This window comes from Streptomyces sp. NPDC048349, from assembly GCF_040651925.1.
Taxonomy (GTDB): Bacteria; Actinomycetota; Actinomycetes; order Streptomycetales; family Streptomycetaceae; genus Streptomyces.
The window spans coordinates 1-19,775 of record NZ_JBEZLA010000081.1; the positions used below are offsets into that span (position 1 = coordinate 1).

Consider the following 19,775-nt stretch of genomic DNA (forward strand, 5'->3'; position numbering starts at 1 on the left):
TGGAGCGCCGCCCGCCCGTCTTCCGCTGGCCTACAGCGGATTGACCGCGCGCAGCCGCGCGACGAGCTCGGCCGGGGCCTTGGCCGGGGAACCGGTACGGCGGCCGGACCCTTCGACGTCACACGGGTCAGGCGAGCTGCTGCCGCACCAGGCCGATCACCTCGGCGGCGTGCTGGTTGAGGTAGAAGTGGCCGCCGGGGAACAGGTGGAAGGAGCAGGGGCCTTCGGTGTGGCCGGCCCAGGCGGCCGCCTCCTGCGAGCTCACCTCCGGGTCGCTGTCCCCGTTGAGCACCACGACCGGGCAGGCCAGGGCCGGGCCCGGGAGGTAGCGGTAGGTCTCCGCGGCCTTGTAGTCGCCGCGGATGGCCGGGAGCACCGCCCGCAGCAGCTCGTCGTCGGCCAGGACCGCCGGGTCCGTGCCGCTCATCCGCCTGATCGTGGCCAGCAGCCGGTCGTCCGGGGCCAGATGGAGCCGCTCGTCGTCGCGGTGCCGGGAAGGGGCCCGGCGCCCCGAGGCGAACAGGGCCGCCGGTGTCACGCCGGCCGCCTCCAGCCGCAGCGCCACCTCGAAGGCCAGGGTCGCGCCCAGGCTGTGCCCGAACAGCGCGACGGGCCGGTCGCACCAGGGCCACAGCTCCGCGAACACCCGGTCCGCGAGCGTCCGTACGTCGTCCACGCACGCCTCGTGGCGGCGGTCCTGGCGGCCCGGGTACTGCACCGCCACCACGTCGGCCCGCGGCGACAGCGCCCGGGACACCGGGAAGTAGTAGCTGGCCGATCCGCCCGCGTGCGGGAAGCAGAACAGCCGTACGGGAGCCCGGTCGGCGGGGTGGAAGCGGCGCAGCCAGGCGCTGGGCGTCCGCACGGGCGTGGTCGTACCGTTCATGAGGGGTCGGTGTCCTTACGTCGTCGGTTCACGGGGCGGTCCAGCTGCCCGGCGGGCGCCAGCCGCGCGCGGGACCCCAGGCGGCGGCCCGGGGCCGGGGGGCGGGCAGCTCCCCGGCGCGGTCCCGGTCCCGGGCGGTGGAGAGCAGCACGAGGAGGACGGCGGCGAGTTCGGTGCTGTCCGGGGCGCCGCGCACGATCCTCAGCTGTGGTTCGGCCCGTTCGCTCATCGGGCGTGCTCCTCTGCGGTAGGGGGGCGTGCCGCTCCTGGTCAGAACGGCGGGTTGCCGTGCTTGCGCTCGGGCAGCGGCACGTGCTTGGCCCGCAGCGCCTCCAGCGCGTCCACCAGCACCTGCCGGGTCGTGGCGGGGTCGATGACGTCGTCGACCAGACCCCGCTCGGCGGCGTAGTACGGGTGCATGAGCTCCTGGCGGTACTGCTTGACGCGCTGGGCGCGCGCCGCCTCCGGGTCGTCCGCCGCGGCGATCTCCCGGCGGAAGACGACGTTGGCGGCGCCCTCCGCGCCCATCACCGCGATCTCGTTGGTGGGCCACGCGAAGGACAGGTCCGCGCCGATGGAGCGGGAGTCCATGACGATGTACGCGCCGCCGTACGCCTTGCGCAGGATCACCTGCACGCGGGGCACGGTCGCCGCGCAGTACGCGTACAGCAGTTTCGCGCCGTGCCGGATGACACCGCCGTGCTCCTGGTCGCTGCCCGGCAGGAAGCCCGGCACGTCCACCAGGGTCACCAGCGGCACGCTGAACGCGTCGCAGGTCTGGACGAAACGCGCCGCCTTTTGCGAGGCGTTGATGTCCAGTACCCCGGCGAGCGAGGCGGGCTGGTTGGCGACGATGCCCACCACGTGCCCGTCCAGCCGGGCCAGACCGCAGATGATGTTGGTCGCCCAGTTGGCGTGGACCTCGAACAGGTCGCCGTCGTCGACGATCTCCTCGATCACGGCCCGCATGTCGTACGAGCGGTTCGGGTCGGCCGGCACCAGCCGCGCCAGCTCGTCGGTGCGCCGGTCGGCCGGGTCCGTGGCGGCCACGGCGGGCGGCAGCTCCCGGTTGTTGGACGGCAGCAGCGACAGCAGGTGGCGCACCTCTTCCAGGCACTCCTCCTCCGTGTCGTACAGGAACGCGCTCGCGCCCGAGACCGAGGAGTGGACCTGCGCGCCGCCCAGGTCGTTGTGGCTGATCCTCTCGCCGGTCACCGCCTGCACCACGTCCGGGCCGGTGATGTACATCTGCGCGATGTCGCGCACCATGAACACGTAGTCCGTCAGGGCGGGGGAGTACGTCGCCCCGCCTGCGCACGGCCCCAGCATCACGCTGATCTGCGGGATCACCCCGGACGCGGCCACGTTGCGGCGGAAGATGCCGCCGTACCCGGCGAGCGCGGTGACGCCCTCCTGGATCCGGGCCCCCGCGCCGTCGCTGAGCGAGACCAGCGGGGCGCCGGCCGCCACCGCGAGGTCCATCACCTTGTGGATCTTCTGCGCGTGCGCCTCGCCGAGCGAGCCCCCGAAGATCCGGAAGTCGTGCGCGTACACGAACACCCGGCGGCCGTCGACCTTGCCCCAGCCGGTCACCACCCCGTCGGTGTGCGGCCTGCGGTCCTCCAGGCCGAATCCCGTCGCCCGGTGCCGGCGCAGCTGCTCTATCTCCCGGAATGTGCCCGGATCGAACAGCAGGTCCAGCCGCTCGCGCACGGTCAGCTTGCCGCGGGCGTGCTGCGCCTGCGAGGCGCTCGCGGACGGGCCTGCCCCGACGGACTCCTTGATCGCTCCTAGTTCGGCCACTCGGACACTGACATCGGCAACTGTCATGCTCCACCCGTCTCTTCGGCCATCGGGGCGCACGGACGGCGGCGCCCTGGGCAGCAGTGCGTGCCATTGAAGGCGTCCGGGGCACGCGCGGAGAACACCGACCACCCCCCTGACCGGGCGGGAGCCCGCCCGCACCCCCGCCGAGCAGGCACGTCGCCCCGTGCGGCGCGCAGCGGCGGTTTCCGGCGCAGCCCCGGGGCGGGCCACGGGCAGGGTCGGCACCCGGGGGGATAGGGGTGTCGCCCCCCTTCGGGGCCGACCTAGCGTGCGATCACCCCGTGGCCGGAACCGGCCCGGGGCAATCGATACCGAGCTGGGAGCGTGCAGATGTCCGCGGGCTTCGATCCTGTCGCTGATGACCTGTCCGGCGCGGAGGTCCGCCCCGGCCAACTGGCCGCCCGGCTGCGCGGACTTCCCGGGAGCGAGCAGTCCAGGCTGCTCCTGGACCTGGTGTGCGCACAGGCCGCCGGCATCCTGCGCAAGGCCCATCCGGACACCGAACCGGTGGTCCCGACCGGCACCTCCTTCAAGGAACTGGGCCTGGACTCCATCGCCCTGGTCGACCTGCACGCCCGGATCAACGCCGCCACCGGACTGAGCCTGCCGGTCACCGCGGCGTTCGACCACCCCAGCCCCGAGCTGCTGGCGGCTCACGTCCGCACCGAACTCCTCGGCGCGCCCGCCGGGCCCGCAGCCCCCCGTGCCGCCGGCCCCGCCGCGACCCAGCCGCCGGCCGCGGCCTTCAGCGCGGAGCCCATCGCCATCGTCGGTATCGGCGGGCGCTTTCCCGGCGGCGTGCGCTCGCCGGAGCAGCTGTGGGACCTCGTCGACCGCGGTGCGACCGCCGTCGGCCCCTTCCCCGACGACCGCGGCTGGGACCTCGACGCACTGTTCGACGACGACCCGGCCGTGCCCGGCACCTGCTACACCCGCACCGGCGGGTTCCTGCACGACGCCCCCGAGTTCGACGCCGAGTTCTTCGGGATCAGCCCGCGCGAGGCCCTCGCCATGGACCCGCAGCAGCGGCTGCTGCTGGAAACGGCCTGGGAGGCGCTCGAGCGCACCGGCATCGACCCGACCTCGCTGCGCGGCAGCCGCACCGGCGTGTTCATCGGCGCCGGCCCCTCCGAGTACGGGCCGCGGGTGCAGGACGCCCCCGAGAGCCTGACCGGCTACCTGGTCACCGGTGGCGCGCTCAGCGTGACCTCCGGACGGGTGGCCTACGCCCTGGGCCTGGAGGGTCCGGCGCTCACCGTCGACACCGCCTGCTCCGGATCGCTGGTCTCCCTGCACCTGGCCGTGCAGTCCCTGCGCCGCGGCGAGTGCTCCATGGCGCTGGCGGGCGGTGTCACCGTACTGAGCACGCCCGGCCTGTTCACCGAGTTCAGCAGGCAGCGCGGGCTCGCCCCGGACGGGCAGATCAAGGCCTTCGCGGCGGCCGCCGACGGCACCTCCTTCGCCGAGGGCGTCGGCCTGCTGGTGGTGGAGCGGCTCGGCGACGCGCAGCGCAACGGGCACCGGGTGCTCGCCGTCATCCGCGGGTCGGCCGTCAACCAGGACGGGGCCAGCAACGGGCTCACCGCCCCCAGCGGCACCGCGCAGCAGCGGGTCATCCTCCAGGCCCTCGCCGATGCCGGACTGTCGGGCGACCAGGTCGACGCGGTCGAGGCGCACGGCACCGGGACCACCCTGGGCGACCCGATCGAGGCCCGGGCGCTGATCGCCACCTACGGCAAGGACCGGCCGGGGGACCGGCCGCTGTGGCTCGGCTCGGTGAAGTCCAACCTCGGGCACACCCAGGCCGCGGCCGGGGTGGCCGGCGTCATAAAGATGATCATGGCGATGCGGCACGGCGTGCTCCCGCGCACCCTGCACGTCGACGCCCCCACGGGGAACGTCGACTGGTCCGCCGGGACCGTACGGCTGCTGACCGAACCCGTGCCGTGGCCGGCGGACGAGGACCGGCCGCGCCGGGCGGGCGTCTCCGGCTTCGGGATCAGCGGGACCAACGCGCACGTCATCGTCGAGGAGCCGCCGCGCGAACCCGCCCCCCAGGCGGCCGCGGCCGCGGCCGGCGGCCGGGACGCAGCCGAAGCCCCGGACGGGGACGCCGCGGTGCCGGACGGGGGCCCCGCGGTGCCGGACGGGGACGCCGGACTGCCGGACGGGGGCGCCGGGCTGCCGGACGGGGTCCCCGGGCGGCCGGTCCGGCCCGCACTCGTGCCCGTCGGGGCGCGCTCCGACGAAAGCCTGCGGGCGCAGGCCGGGCTGCTCGCGGAGTTCCTCGCCGAGCGGCCCGGACTCTCCCCCGAGGACCTCGGCCACTCCCTCGGTACCGGCCGGGCCGCCCTGGAGCACCGTGCCACCGTCCTCGCGGACGACCGGGAGGAGCTCCTGGCGGGCCTGCGCGCCCTCGCCGAGGGGGAGCACACCCCGGCCACCCGGACCGGAACCGTCCCCTGCGGGCAGCTCGCGTTCCTCTTCACCGGCCAGGGCAGCCAGCGCCTGGCCATGGGCCGGCAGCTGTACGACACCCACCCCGTCTTCGCGGACGCCCTCGCCGACGCCATCGGCTGGCTCGACCTCCAGCTCGACACCTCCCTGTGGGACGTCCTCTTCGCCGCACCGGGCTCCGCGGACGCCGCGCTCCTCGACGAGACGCGCTACGCGCAGAGCGCCCTCTTCGCGGTCGAGACCGCCCTGTTCCGGCTCCTCGAATCCTGGGGCGTGCGCCCCGACTTCCTGGCCGGCCACTCCATAGGCGAGATCGCGGCCGCGCACGCCGCGGGCGTGCTGAACCTGGAGGACGCCGCCACCCTCGTCGGCGCGCGGGGCCGGCTGATGCAGGAACTGCCCCCGGGCGGCGCGATGGTCGCCGTCCAGGCCACCGAGGAGGAGGTGCTGCCGTTCCTCGAGGGCGGGGCAGGGGCAGGGGCAGGGGCAGGGGCAGGGACCGGGGCAGGGGCCGGGACGGGGGCCCAGGTCTCCGTGGCCGCCGTCAACGGCCCCGACTCCCTGGTCCTGTCGGGCGAGGAGCACGCGGTCCTCGCCCTCGCCGAGCGGTTCGCCGCCCGGGGCCGCAAGACCAAGCGGCTCCAGGTCAGCCACGCCTTCCACTCACCGCTGATGGAACCGGTGCTCGCCGAGTTCCGGCGGGTCGCGGGCATCCTCGCCTACGCCGCCCCGCGCATCCCGATCGTCTCCACCGTCACCGGACGGCTCGCCACCTCCGAGGAACTCCGCTCGCCCGACTACTGGACCGGCCACGTCCGCGAGGCCGTCCGCTTCTGCGACGCCGTCGACTGGCTCTCCGGACAGGGCGGCGTACGCACCTTCCTGGAGCTCGGACCCGACGGCGTCCTCAGCGCGCTCGGACCGCACTGCCTGCCCGAGGAACGCGAGGCCGACACCGTCTTCGCGCCCGTGCTGCGCGCGGGCAAGGACGAGGTCCGCGAGGCGCTGGCGGCCGCCGCCCTCGCCCACACCCGCGGTGCCCGGCTCGACTGGGACGCCGTCTACGCGGGCCGCGGCACGCGCCGCGTCGACCTGCCCACCTACGCCTTCCGCACCCGGCGCTACTGGCTCGCACCGGAGCGGGCCGGCGGCGACGCGTCCGGCCTGGGCCAGCTCCCCGCCCGCCACCCGCTGCTGGGATCGGTCGTCGACCTCGCGGGCGCCGGCGGCACCGTGCTGACCGGCCGCCTGTCGCCGCGCACGCACCCGTGGATCGCCGACCACACCATCGCCGGCGTCACCCTGCTGCCCGGCACCGCGTTCGTGGAACTCGCCCTGCGCGCAGCCGCGGAGACCGGCTGCGCGCTGGTCGAGGAGCTGACGCTCCAGTCACCGCTGGTCCTGCCCGCCTCGGGCGCGGTGGCGCTCCAGGTGGTGGTCGGCGCCCCCGACGGGGACGGCCGCCGTGCCGTCGCGTGCTACTCCCGCCCGGACGGCGCGGGCCGCGGTGACCACCTCGACGACCCCGACCCCCGGATCGAGGAGGAGTGGGTCCGCCACGCCACCGGCGTCCTGGCCCCGGCCGCCCCGGCCGCCCCGGCCGCCCCCGCCGCCCCCGCCGGTCCGGGCGCGGACACGGGCGCCCTGTCCGGCCCGTGGCCCCCGGCGGGAGCCGTCCCGCTCGACGTCGGCACGCTCTACGAGGACATGGCGGACGAGGGTTACGGCTACGGACCCGCCTTCCACGGCGTACGGGCCGCATGGCTGCGTGACGGGGAGGTGTTCGCCGAGGTCGAGCCCCCGCAGCCGACGCGCGCCGACGCCGCGGCCTACGCACTGCACCCGGCCCTGCTGGACGCGGCGCTCCACCCCGCCGACCACGCGCTCGCGGCCGGGGGCGAGCGCCCCGAGGGCACCTGGATCCCCTTTTCGTGGAACGGGGTCACGCTCCACGCCGGAGGCGCGGGCGCCCTGCGCGTGCGGATCACCGCGCGCGGCCGCGAGGAGCTCGCGGTGACGGTCGCCAACGCCGACGGCGCCCCCGTGGCCCGCGTCGACTCCCTGCTGCTGCGCGCCGTCACCGGGGAACAGCTCGCGGGCGACCGGCCCGACCCGTTGCTGCACGTCCAATGGAACCCCTTCGAACTGCCGCAACGGGAGGCCGGGTTCACCGAACTCGCGGATCTCGCCGACCTCGCCGACCTCGCCCATCTCGCGGGCCCGGCGGACGCGGGCGACGGGCCGGTGCCGCCCGTCGTCGTGTACCGCACCCTCCCGACCCCGGACGGCGACGACCTGACCGTCGCCGTCCGGACGGTGGCCGCCGACGCCCTGGCCGCCCTGCGGACCTGGCTGGCGGACGACCGCTACGCCGGCTCCCGCCTGGCCGTCGTCACCCGCAACGGCGCCGCCGTCCCCGGTACCGACGTCGACCTCGCCCAGGCCCCCGTCTGGGGCCTCGTACGCTCCGCCGAAGCGGAGAACCCCGGCCGCTTCCTGCTCGTCGACACCGACGGGTCCACATCCTCCCCGCTCGGCAGGGCGCTCACCGCCGGTGAACCCGAACTGGCCCTGCGCGGATCCCAGTCGTACGTACCCCGGCTGGCCGCCGTGCCCGCACCCGACGAGGAGCGCCCCGCCCCCTGGGACGACAAGGGCACCGTCCTGGTCACCGGCGGCACCGGCGGCGTCGGCGCCGCACTCGCCCGCCACCTCGTCCGGCGGCACGGCGTACGGCACCTCCTGCTCACCAGCAGGCGCGGCCCCGACGCCCCCGGCGCGCGCGAACTCGTCGACGAACTCGCCGCCGCGGGCGCCGAGGCCACCGTCACCGCCACCGACGTCGCCGACCGGGACGCCCTGGCGGCCCTGCTCGCCGCGATCCCGGCCGCGCACCCGCTGCGCGCCGTGGTGCACGCCGCCGGTGTCATCGACGACGGCCTGACCGGCGACCTCACCCCGCGGCGCCTCGACACCGTGATGCGGCCCAAGGTGGACGCGGCCTGGAACCTCCACGAGCTGACCGCCGGCCGGGACCTGACCGCCTTCGTCCTCTTCTCCTCCGCCTCGACCGTCCTGGACGGCGCCGGCCAGGGCAACTACGCCGCCGCCAACCTCTTCCTGGACGCCCTGGCCGCCCACCGCGCGGCGTCCGGCCTGGTCGTCACCTCGCTGGCCTGGGGCCTGTGGGCGGGCGGCGGGGGCATGGGGGCCACCCTCGACGCGGCGGCCCTCACCCGTATCGAGCGCCTCGGCCTCGACTCGCTGACCTTCGAGGAGAACCTGGAGCGGCTGGACCGGGCCCTGTCCGGCCCCGAGCCGGCGGTGGTCCCGGTACGGGTCAACCACCGGGCCGTGCGGAGCCGCGGCGACGGCACGCCCACCCTGCTGCGCGGCCTCGTACGCACCTCCGCCCCCCGCCGGGCGGCCGCCGGCTCCCCGACCCGTGCCCACGTGCCGCTCGGGGCGAGCCTCGCGGAACTCGGCGCGGCCGACCGGCTCGCCACCGTGCTGCGGCTGGTCCGCAGCGAGGCCGCGGCCGTCCTCGGGTACCAGAGCGCCGAAGAGGTCACCGCGACCCGGGCGTTCACCGAGACCGGTTTCGACTCACTGGCTGCCGTCGAACTGCGCAACCGGCTCGCCGCCGCGACCGGGCTGCGCCTCAGCGCCACCCTGACCTTCGACTACCCGACGGCGGCCGCGCTGGCCGAGCACCTGGTGGCCAAGCTCGTCGGCTCGGACGACCGGACCCCGGCCCAGGCCCCGGCCATCGCCCCCGCCCCGGCCCCCGGCGCCGACCACGCCGCCGACCCGGTCGTGATCGTCGGCATGGCCTGCCGCTACCCCGGCGCGGTGACCTCCCCCGAGGAGCTGTGGCAGCTCGTCGCGGACGGCGCGGACGCCATCGGCCCCTTCCCCGCCGACCGCGGGTGGGCGGACGACCTCTACGACCCGGAGATCGGCAAGCCGGGCAAGACGTACTCCACCGAGGGCGGATTCCTCTACGACGCCGCCCGGTTCGACCCGGCGTTCTTCGGGATCAGCCCGCGCGAGGCCCAGGCCATGGACCCGCAGCAGCGCCTGCTGCTCGAGGTCGCCTGGGAGACCTTCGAACGCGCCGGGATCGACCCGCGGTCCGTCAAGGGCAGCAGCACCGGCGTCTTCGCCGGGGTGATGTACCACGACTGGGGGCTGCGGCTCGGCCCGCTCCCCGAGGACGTGGCCGGCTACCACGGCAACGGCAGCCTGGCGAGCGTGGTCTCCGGCCGCGTCGCCTACGCCCTGGGCCTCGAAGGCCCGGCGATCAGCGTGGACACCGCCTGCTCCTCCTCCCTGGTGGCCCTGCACATGGCCGCCCGCTCGCTGCGCGCCGGGGAGTGCTCGCTGGCCCTCGCGGGCGGCGTGACGATCATGTCCACCCCGGACACGTTCCTCGACATGAGCCGGCAGCGCGGCCTCGCCTCCGACGGCCGGTGCAAGTCGTTCGGCGCGGGCGCGGACGGTACGGGCTGGGGCGAGGGAGCGGGCGTCCTGCTGCTGGAGCGGCTCTCGGACGCGCGGCGCAACGGGCACCGGGTGCTGGCCGTCGTACGCGGCTCGGCGCTGAACCAGGACGGCGCCTCCAACGGCCTGACCGCCCCCAACGGCCCCGCGCAGCAGCGGGTGATCCGCCAGGCCCTCGCGGACGCCGGGCTGACGGCCGCCGACGTCGACGTGGTGGAGGCGCACGGCACGGGCACCCGGCTGGGCGACCCGATCGAGGCGCAGGCCCTGCTGGAGACCTACGGACAGGAACGCCCCGACGGCCGGCCGCTGTGGCTGGGCTCCGTCAAGTCGAACATGGGCCACACCCAGGCCGCGGCCGGTGTCGCGGGCGTCATCAAGATGGTGCTGGCCATGCACCACGGCGTGCTGCCGCGCACGCTGCACGCCGACACCCCGTCCGACCAGGTGGACTGGTCGGCGGGCGAGGTGGAACTGCTCACCGAGGCGCGGGAATGGGCCGTCGCCCCCACTGGGGTGCGGCGGGCCGGGGTGTCCTCCTTCGGGATCAGCGGCACCAACGCCCACGTGATCATCGAGCAGGCTCCGGAGACGGAGGCGGAAGCGGAAGCGGGCGCTGCCGTCGAGGTCCCGCCGGGAGCCGGACTCCCCCTCGTCCCCTGGCCCGTCTCGGGCGCCACGCCCCAGGCCCTGCGCGCCCAGGCCGACCGGCTCCGCGCACGCCTGGACCGGCTCTCCGACGGGGAACTGGCCCCCGCCGCCCACGTCCTGGCCACCGGACGGGCCGCACTGGAGCACCGCGCCGTGGCCCTGGGCGCCGACCGGGCGGAGCTCTCCCGCGCGCTGGAGCTGCTCGCGGGCGCCGCGGTGGCCCAGGACGCCAAGACCGCTTTCCTCTTCACCGGCCAGGGGGCCCAGCGGCTGGGCATGGGCCGGGAGCTGTACGCCGCCTTCCCCGTCTTCGCCGCCGCCTTCGACGCCGCGTGCGCGGAGACCGACCGGCACCTCGGGCAGCCGCTGCGCGCGGTGGTGTGGGGCGAGGACCCGGACGCACTGAACGCCACCGCCCTGGCCCAGCCCGCCCTGTTCGCGCTGGAAGTCGCCCTGTTCCGACTGGCCGAGTCCTGGGGCCTGCGGCCCGACGTGGTCGCCGGCCACTCGATCGGCGAGCTGGCCGCCGCGCACGCCGCCGGCATCCTGACCCTCGCCGACGCGGCGGAGCTCGTCGTCGCCCGCGGCCGGCTGATGCAGGCCCTGCCCGCCGGCGGCGCGATGGTCGCCGTCCGGGCGACGGAGGAGGAAGTCCTGCCGCTGCTCACCGAAGGGGTGGGCATCGCGGCCGTCAACGGGCCCCACTCGGTGGTGGTGTCCGGCACGGAGGCGGCCGTCCTCGCGGTGGGCGGGCACTTCGCCGCCGCCGGCCGCAAGACCAGCCGCCTCTCCGTCTCGCACGCCTTCCACTCCGCGCTGATGGAACCCATGCTCGACGAACTCGCCGCCGTGGCTGCCCGGTTGACCTTCAGCGAACCGCGCATTCCCCTCGTCTCCACCGTTACCGGCGACACCTCCGCACCGTGGCAGTCACCCGGCTACTGGGCCCGCCAGGTCCGCGAGCCCGTCCGCTTCGCCGATGCGGTGCGCCGCGCCGAGGAACTGGGCGTGCGCACCTTCGTCGAGATCGGCCCCGACGCCGTGCTCACCGCGCTCGGCGCGGGCTCGGCCACCCAGGAGGACAGCGCCTTCGTCCCCCTGCTGCGCCGCGACCGCGAAGAGGCCCGCGAGGCGATCACCGGCATCGGCTCGGCCTGGGCGCACGGCAGCGCCGTCGACTGGCCCGCCGTCCTCGGCGGCCCGGCCCGGCCCCGCCCCGGCACCCTCGTCGACCTGCCCACCTACGCCTTCCAGCGCGAGCGCTACTGGCTCGACGTACCCGCCGCCACCGCGAACCTCGGCTCGGCCGGCCTCGACGCCGTCGAACACCCCCTCCTCGGCGCGGTCGTCGTGGCGCCCGAGTCCGGTTCCACCGTCCTGACCGGCCGGCTCTCGGCCGCCGGGCAGCCCTGGATCGCCGACCACGCCGTGCACGGAGCCGTCCTGCTCCCCGGCACCGGCTTCGTCGAACTCGCCGTCCGCCTCGGCGACCAGGTCGGCTGCGACCTCCTGGAGGAACTGACCCTCGAAGCGCCGCTCGTCCTGCCCGCCGGCGGGGGCGCCGCCCTGCGCGTCACCGCCGCAGCCCCCGACGCCTCCGGCCGGCGCCCCCTGCACATCCACTCACGTCCGGACGGCGCCCCCGAGGGCGCATGGACCCGCCACGCCACCGGCTTCCTCGCCACCGGCACGCCCCCGCACGTCGAGGCCGACCTCACCCAGTGGCCGCCGCCCGGCGCCACACCCGTCGAGGTGGCCGGGGCGTACGAGCGTCTGCGCGGGCGCGGATACGGCTACGGGCCCGCCTTCCAGGGCCTCACGGCGGCCTGGCGGCGCGGCGACGAGCTCTTCGCCGAGGTCGCCCTGCCCGACGCGGTGCGCGGCGAAGCCGCCGGCTACGGACTGCACCCGGCGCTCCTGGACACCGCCATGCACGTGGACGTCCTCGTCGACCAGGGCGAGGGCGGCACCGAGGCGCTGCTGCCCTTCGCCTGGAGCGGGGTCAGCCTGCACGCGACCGGGGCCGCGGCCCTGCGCGTGTACGTACGCCGGATCCGCGGCGCCGAGGAATCGGCGATGGTCGTCGCCGACGAGACGGGCAGCCCCGTGATGACCGTGGCCTCGCTGATCTGCCGGCCCGTCTCCGCCGACCAGCTGGAACCGGCCGCCGGCCCGCTCTCCGACGCCCTGCACCACATCGAGTGGACCCCGCTCCCCGAGCCGGCCGAACCCGCCGGCTCCTCCTCCCTCGTCGTGCTCGACGAGTACGGGCTGGCCATCCTCGGCGACCCCTCCGCCGTCGTACTGGCCTGCTGCCCCACCCCGGTGCGCCGGCCCGTGCTCGAAGCCACGCGCACGGTCACCTCGTACGTCCTCGGCCTGCTGCAGTCCTGGCTGACGGACGAGCGCTTCGAGTTCACCACCCTGGTCGTCGTCACCCGCGGCGCCGTCGCCACCAGCGGCGACACCGCACCCGACCTCACCCAGGCCCCCGTATGGGGCATCGTCCGGGCCGCCCAGGCCGAGAACCCCGGCCGGATCGTCCTGCTCGACACCGACCCGGACACCGATCCGGCCGACTTCCCCGCCGTCGCAGCCGCCGCGCTGGCCCACGACGAGCCCGAACTCGCGCTGCGCGGCGGCCGGTTCCTCGTCCCGCGACTGCTGCCGACGCCCGTCCCCGAGGCGGACGCCCCCTGGAACGGCGACGGCACCGTCCTCATCACCGGCGGCACCGGCGGACTCGGCGCCCGCCTCGCCCACCACCTCGTCGCCCGGCACGGCGTACGCCACCTGCTGCTCACCAGCCGCCGGGGCCCCCAGGCCCCCGGCGCCGCCGCACTGCGCGAACGGCTCCTCGAGGCCGGAGCCCAGGACGTGCGCGTCGCCGCCTGCGACGCGGCCGACCGCACCGACCTGGCCGCCCTCCTCCACTCGATCCCCGACGCACACCCGCTCACCGGAGTCGTCCACGCGGCCGGCGTCGTCGACCCCGGCCTGACCGGCACGCTCACCCCCCAACGCCTGGACACCGTCCTGCGGCCCAAGGCGGACGCCGCCTGGCACCTGCACGAACTGACCGCAGACCTCGACCTCGCCGCCTTCGTGATGTTCTCCTCGGCCGGCGGGCTCGTCCTGCCCGCCGGACAGGGCAACTACGCCGCGGCGAACGTCTTCCTGGACGCGCTCGCCGCCCACCGGCGAGCGGCCGGCCTGCCCGCCACCTCCCTCGCGTACGGACTGTGGGCGGTCAACACCGGCCTCGGCGGCGAACTCACCGACGCCGACGTCGAGAAGATGAACCGGCTCGGCCTGCCCGCCCTCCCCGCCGACCGCGGCCTCACCCTCTTCGACGAGGCCCTGCGCACCCGCCGCGCCCTGCTCGCCCCCCTCCAGGTCGACCCCGCCGCCCTGTACGCCCGCGGCGACGACCTCCCGCCGCTGCTGCGCGCCGCCGCGGCCGCAGGCCGGCCCGCCACCCGCCGCAGCGCGGCGAACACCGCACCCGCCGGCGACGGCCTCGCCCGCAGCCTGGCTGCACTCGGCGCCACCGAACGCCGCCGGGCCCTCCTCGACCTGGTCGCCGCCCAGGTCGCGTCGGTCCTCGGCCACGCCTCGGCGGACAGCGTCGGACCGGACCGCGCCTTCAAGGAACTGGGCTTCGACTCCCTCGCCGCCGTCGAACTGCGCAACGCCCTGAACAGCGCCACCGGACTGCGCCTGCCCGTCACCCTCGTCTTCGACTACCCGACCGCCCGCGCCATCGCCGACCACCTCGACGGCGAGCTCGGCGGCGGACAACCGCACGAGGCACCCGAACGGCCCGCGGCCCCCGCAGGCCTCTCCGACGACGAACCGATCGCCATCGTCGGCATCAGCTGCCGCTTCCCCGGCGGCGTGCGCTCCGCCGAGGACCTGTGGGAGCTCGTCGCCGAAGGACGCGACGCCATCGCCGGGTTCCCCGCCGACCGCGGCTGGGACACCGACGCCCTCTACGACCCGGAGCCCGGCGTGCACGGCAAGACGTACGCCCGCGAAGGAGGATTCCTCTACGACGCCGCCGAGTTCGACCCGGCCTTCTTCGGCATCAGCCCCCGCGAGGCCATCGCCATGGACCCGCAGCAGCGGCTCCTGCTCCAGGCGGCCTGGGAGGCCTTCGAACGCGCCGGAATCGACCCCACGACCATGCGCGGCAGCCAGACCGGCGTCTACGCCGGCGTGATGTACCACGACTACGGCACCCGCCTCCAGCACATCCCCGACGACGTCGCCGGCTACCTCGGCAACGGCACCGCGGCCTCCATCCTCACCGGCCGCGTCGCCTACACCCTCGGCCTCGAAGGCCCCGCCGTCAGCGTGGACACCGCGTGCTCCTCCTCGCTCGTCGCCCTCCACATGGCCTGCCAGGCGCTGCGCCGCGGCGAGGTCGCCATGGCGCTCGCCGGCGGTGTGACGGTGATGTCCACGCCCGAGATCTACGTCGAGTTCGCCCAGCAGCGCGGCCTGTCCGCCGACGGCCGGTGCAAGGCCTTCGCGGGCGGCGCGGACGGCACGGGCTGGGCGGAGGGCGTCGGCCTGCTGCTCGTCGAACGGCTCTGCGACGCACAGCGCCTGGGACACGAGGTCCTCGCCGTGATCCGCGGCTCCGCGATCAACCAGGACGGCGCCAGCAACGGACTGACCGCCCCCAACGGCCCCTCCCAGCAGCGCGTCATCCAACGCGCCCTGGACACCTGCGGCCTCACCACCTCCGACGTGGACCTCGTCGAGGGCCACGGCACGGGCACCCGGCTCGGCGACCCGATCGAGGCCCAGGCCCTGCTCGCCACGTACGGCCGCGGACGGCCCGCCGAAGACCCGGTGTGGCTGGGCTCCATCAAGTCCAACATCGGCCACGCCCAGGCCGCGGCCGGCGTGAGCGGTGTCATCAAGTCCGTGATGGCCCTGCGCAACGGCCTCATGCCGAGGACCCTCCACGTGGACGAGCCCTCACCCGAGGTCGACTGGACGGCCGGGAACGTCCGGCTGCTCACCGAGGCCAGGCCCTGGCCGCGGCGCGCCGACCGGCCGCGCCGCGCCACCGTCTCCTCGTTCGGGCTGAGCGGCACCAACGCCCACCTGATCGTCGAGGAAGCGCCGCAGCCGGCCGAGAACCCGGCACCCGTCCCCACCCCCGCCCCCGAGGTGTGGCCGCTGCTGCTGTCCGGCTCCGACGCGGACGGCCCGGCGCGCCAGGCGCGGGAGCTCCACGCCCGCCTGCTCGCCGACCCCGGAACGGACCTCGGCGACGTCGCCCACAGCCTGGCCACGGGCCGGGCGGCGCTGGAACACCGCGCAGTCGTCCTGGCCGCCGACACACCGAGTGCGCTGAGCGGGCTCGAGGCCTTGCGCGAGGGCGTCGAGGGGGAGGGCGACGCCGTACGGGGCTCCGCCCGGTCCGGTGGCCGGACGGCTTTCCTGTTCACCGGACAGGGCGCCCAACGGCTCGCCATGGGGCGCGAGTTGTACGCCGCGTTCCCGGTGTTCGCGGCGGCCTTCGACACGGTGTGCGCGGAGGTCGATCCGCTGTTGGGCCGGTCGCTGCGGGAGGTGGTGTGGGGCGGGGACGCGCAGGCGCTGAACGCGACCGCGCTCACCCAGCCGGCGCTGTTCGCGCTGGAAGTCGCCTTGTTCCGGCTGGTGGAGACCTGGGGCGTACGGCCCGACGTGGTGGCCGGGCATTCGATCGGCGAGCTCGCCGCCGCGCACGCGGTGGGGGTGCTGTCCCTGGCGGACGCGGCGCGGCTGGTGGTGGCCCGCGGCCGTCTGATGCAGGCGCTGCCTGCGGGTGGCGCGATGCTCGCCGTCCAGGCGACGGAGGACGAGGTGCTGCCGCTGCTCGGCGAGGGAGCGGGCATCGCGGCCGTCAACGGGCCGCAGTCGGTCGTGGTGTCCGGTGTCGAGGCGGCCGTCCTGGCCGTGGGCGAGCACTTCGCGGCGGCCGGCCGCAAGACCAGCCGACTCGCCGTCTCGCACGCGTTCCACTCCGCCCTGATGGACCCGATGCTGGACGAGCTCCGGGCGGTGGCGGAGGAGTTGAGGTTCAGCCAGCCGCGCATCCCCGTGGTGTCCACCGTGACGGGTGAGGTGTCCGAGGCGTGGCAGTCTCCCGAGTACTGGGTCGGCCAGGTCCGCGAGGCCGTCCGCTTCGCCGACGCCGTGCGCTGCCTGGAACAGCAGGGCGTGACCCGCTTCCTGGAGATCGGGCCCGACGGCATCCTGACCGGGCTGGCCGCGCAGAGCGTCGATGACGCCGTACTCGTCGCCGGCCTGCGGAAGAACCGGCCCGAGGCGCAGACCCTGCTCGCCGCCCTCGCACGGCTCCACGTCCACGGCGCTCCCGTCGACTGGCAGGCCTTCTTCGCCGGGACCGGCCCCCGCCGCCGGATCGACCTGCCCACCTACCCCTTCCTGCGCACCCGCTACTGGCTCGACGCCCCCGCCGCCGTCGGTGACGCCGCCGGACTGGGCCAGCAGCCCGCCGGGCACCCGCTGCTCAGCGCGGTCGTCGTCTCCCCCGAGACCGGCGCCCCCGTCCTCACCGGCCGGATCTCCGTCCCCACCCACCCCTGGCTCGCCGACCACGCCGTACACGGCAGCGTCCTGCTCCCCGGTACCGCGTACGTCGACATGGCGCTCCGCGCCGGACACGAGGCGGGCTGCGGCCAGCTGGAGGAGCTCACCCAGGAGACCCCGCTGCTGCTGCCGGGGAACACCGGAGTCGCCGTCCAGGTCGTCGTGGGCGAGGCGGACGGGTCGGGGCGCCGCGACGTCACCCTCTACTCGCGCGCGGAGGACCTCGACCCCGACACCCCGTGGACCCGCAACGCCCGCGGTGTCCTCGCCCCCGAGCCCGCCGCCCCCGAAGCCGATCTGGAGGCGTGGCCCCCGGCCGGCGCCCGGCCGGTCGACGTGAGCGGGATGTACGAGGACCTCGCCGGCCTCGGGTACGGATACGGGCCGGTGTTCCAGGGCCTCACGGCCGCCTGGCGGCGCGGCGACGAGCTGTACGCCGAGATCACCCTGCCCGACCAGGCCCGGAGCGGGGCCGCCGGCTTCGCCCTGCACCCCGCGCTGCTGGACGCGGCCCTGCACGCGGAGCGCATCTTCGACGGGGACGGCGACGGACCCGTCCGGGCCGCCCTGCCCTTCGTGTGGAACGGCGTCACCCTGCACGCCTCGGGCGCCGCCGCCCTGCGCGTGCGGCTGACCAAGCCCGGCCCCGACGCCGTCGCCCTGCGCATCACCGCGCCGACCGGCGAGCCCGTGGCCACGGTCGGGTCGCTGGTGGTGCGCGAGGTGTCCGCCGAGCAACTGGCGGGCGGCGGCGGCCGGGGCGCCGACCTGTTCCGCGTCGACTGGCAGCCGCGCGAGCCGATCGGCGAACCGTTCGGCGAGGGGGTGTCCGGCGGGGCGGTGTCCGGCGGGGCGGTGTCCGTCGAGGACTGGGTGGTCGTGGGGTCCGCGCTGCCCGGCCTGCGGACGGTCGGCTCGCTCGCCGACCTCGCCCCGGCAGCGCAGGTGCCGGGCACGGTCGTGCTCACCGCGCCCGACGTCTCCGACGTCTGCGAGGTCTTCGGCACCACCGGGGGCGTGCCCGAGCAGGTCCGCACCTCCGTCGGCCGGCTCCTCGAGGGGCTCGGGCAGTGGCTGGCCGACGACCGCTTCGCCGACTCCCACCTGGTCCTCGTCACCCGCAACGCCGTGTCCGTCGACCCCGCGGACACCGTGGACTGCGTCCAGGCCCCGCTGTGGGGCGTGCTGCGCGCCGCGCAGGCCGAGAACCCGGGCCGCTTCACCGTCGTCGACCTGGACGAGGCGCAGGAGTCGGTGACGGCGCTGCCCGCGGCCGTCGCCACCGCGGAGACCGAGATCGCCCTCCGGGCCGGCCGGATCCTCGTACCCCGCTACGCCGACGCCGACGCCGGGGACACCCGCGGGGACACCGGCAGGTACACCCGCGGGGACTCCGCCGGGAAGGTCACCGCCCCGCAGTGGGCCCCGGACGGCACCGTACTGATCACCGGCGGTACCGGCCTGCTGGGCGGGGTGCTCGCCAGGCACCTGGTCGCCGCGCACGGCATACGCCATCTCGTCCTGACCAGCCGGCGCGGCGCGCAGGCCCCGGGAGCCGAGGAACTCCGCGCGGAACTCGTCGCGTCGGGCGCCACCGTACGGATCGTCGCGGTCGACGCCGCCGACCGGTACGCCCTCGCGGCCGTGCTCGACGAGATCCCGGCCGCGCACCCGCTGACGGGTGTCGTGCACGCGGCCGGAGTCATGGACAACGCCCTGATCGGTGCGGTCACCAAGGAGCAGGTCAGCCGGGTCCTGCGGCCCAAGGTGGACGCCGCCTGGCACCTGCACGAGCTGACCCGGGACCTCGGCCTGGCCGCCTTCGTGCTGTACTCCTCGGCGGGCGGCCAGATCCTGTCCGCCGGACAGGCCACCTACGCGGCGGCGAACGTCTTCCTCGACGCCCTGGCCGCCGAACGCCGTGCCGCCGGCCTCGCCGCCACCTCGCTGGCCTGGGGCCTGTGGGAGGGCACGGTCGGCGAGGGCCCGGAACTCACCGAGGCCGACCTGCGGCGCATGGGCCGCTCCGGGGTGCTGGAGCTGTCCTTCGACGACGGACTGGCCCTGTTCGACGCGGCGCTGGCCCGGGACGAGGCCCTGCTCGCCCCGGTCCGGCTCGACCGGGCCGCCCTGCGCGAGCGGGCGGATCAGATCCCGGCCCTGCTGCGGGCGCTGGCAGCGCCCGACCGCAAGGCCACCAGGCCCACCACCGTCCCGGCCCCGGGCTCCGCGGACGCCGGTGACAGCGGCGGCTCCCTGGTCCGGCGCAAGCTGGCCGGGCTGACCGCCGGGCCGGAGCGGATCCGCTACCTGGAGGAACTGGTACGGGGCCACGCGGCCGCCGTACTCGGCCACGGCGACCCGGCGGGGGTGGCGGCCGACCGGGGCTTCACCGAGCTCGGCCTGGACTCCCTCGGGGCCATCGAACTGCGCAACCGGCTCCAGAAGGCGACCGGCCTGCGGCTGCCCGCCACGCTGATGTTCGACCACCCCAACGCGGCCGCCCTCGCCGGGTTCCTGCGGGAGGAACTGGAGCCCGAGCCGCAGCCCGAGCCGGACACCGGCGCGGCGGGAGACCCGCTCGACGACGACGGCATCAGGCGGGCCCTGCTGTCGATCCCGGCCGCACGCCTGCGCGCGTCGGGTCTCCTCGACGCCCTGCTGGGCCTCGCGCAGAGCGGCCCGGCGCAGACCGCCCCTGCCGGGGCGAGCGCCGACCAGGCGCCCCGGGGAACGGCCATCGAGGAGATGGACGTGGACGACCTCGTACGCGCCGCCCTGACCGGCGGCGAACTCAGCTGATCCCCTGATCCCCGATCTGAATGATGAGGATGAC

The 19,775-nt window shown here is 75.8% G+C and carries 4 protein-coding genes; 1 reads left to right on the forward strand and 3 read right to left on the reverse strand.

Annotated features, from left to right (window positions below):
* Positions 1-127 precede the first annotated feature (127 nt).
* From AB0D44_RS30755 to AB0D44_RS30765, 3 genes are read right to left on the reverse strand one after another with little or no spacing between them, the layout of a single operon-like run.
* Positions 128-886 (reverse strand): alpha/beta fold hydrolase, encoded by a 759-nt coding sequence (locus AB0D44_RS30755; protein WP_362597004.1) that lies wholly within the window; start codon positions 884-886, stop codon positions 128-130.
* Positions 887-914: 28 nt separating this feature from the next.
* Positions 915-1,115, reverse strand: a complete 201-nt coding sequence (locus AB0D44_RS30760) for an acyl-CoA carboxylase epsilon subunit (protein WP_362597006.1) — start codon at positions 1,113-1,115, stop codon at positions 915-917.
* A gap of 41 nt (positions 1,116-1,156) precedes the next feature.
* A complete protein-coding gene (locus AB0D44_RS30765; protein WP_362597009.1) occupies positions 1,157-2,716 on the reverse strand; it encodes an acyl-CoA carboxylase subunit beta in 1,560 nt (519 codons plus the stop codon).
* Between the two features lie 321 nt (positions 2,717-3,037).
* On the opposite strand from AB0D44_RS30765, the gene AB0D44_RS30770 reads away from it, so the two are divergent.
* Complete coding sequence (locus AB0D44_RS30770) at positions 3,038-19,741, forward strand: type I polyketide synthase (protein WP_362597012.1); 16,704 nt, start codon at positions 3,038-3,040, stop codon at positions 19,739-19,741.
* The last annotated feature ends 34 nt before the right edge of the window (positions 19,742-19,775 follow it).

Coding starts and splice junctions, on each gene's coding strand:
- AB0D44_RS30755 (WP_362597004.1), bottom strand. CDS start 886: ATGAACGGTACGACCACGCCCGTGCGGACGCCCAGCGCCTGGCTGCGC.
- AB0D44_RS30760 (WP_362597006.1), bottom strand. CDS start 1,115: ATGAGCGAACGGGCCGAACCACAGCTGAGGATCGTGCGCGGCGCCCCG.
- AB0D44_RS30765 (WP_362597009.1), bottom strand. CDS start 2,716: ATGACAGTTGCCGATGTCAGTGTCCGAGTGGCCGAACTAGGAGCGATC.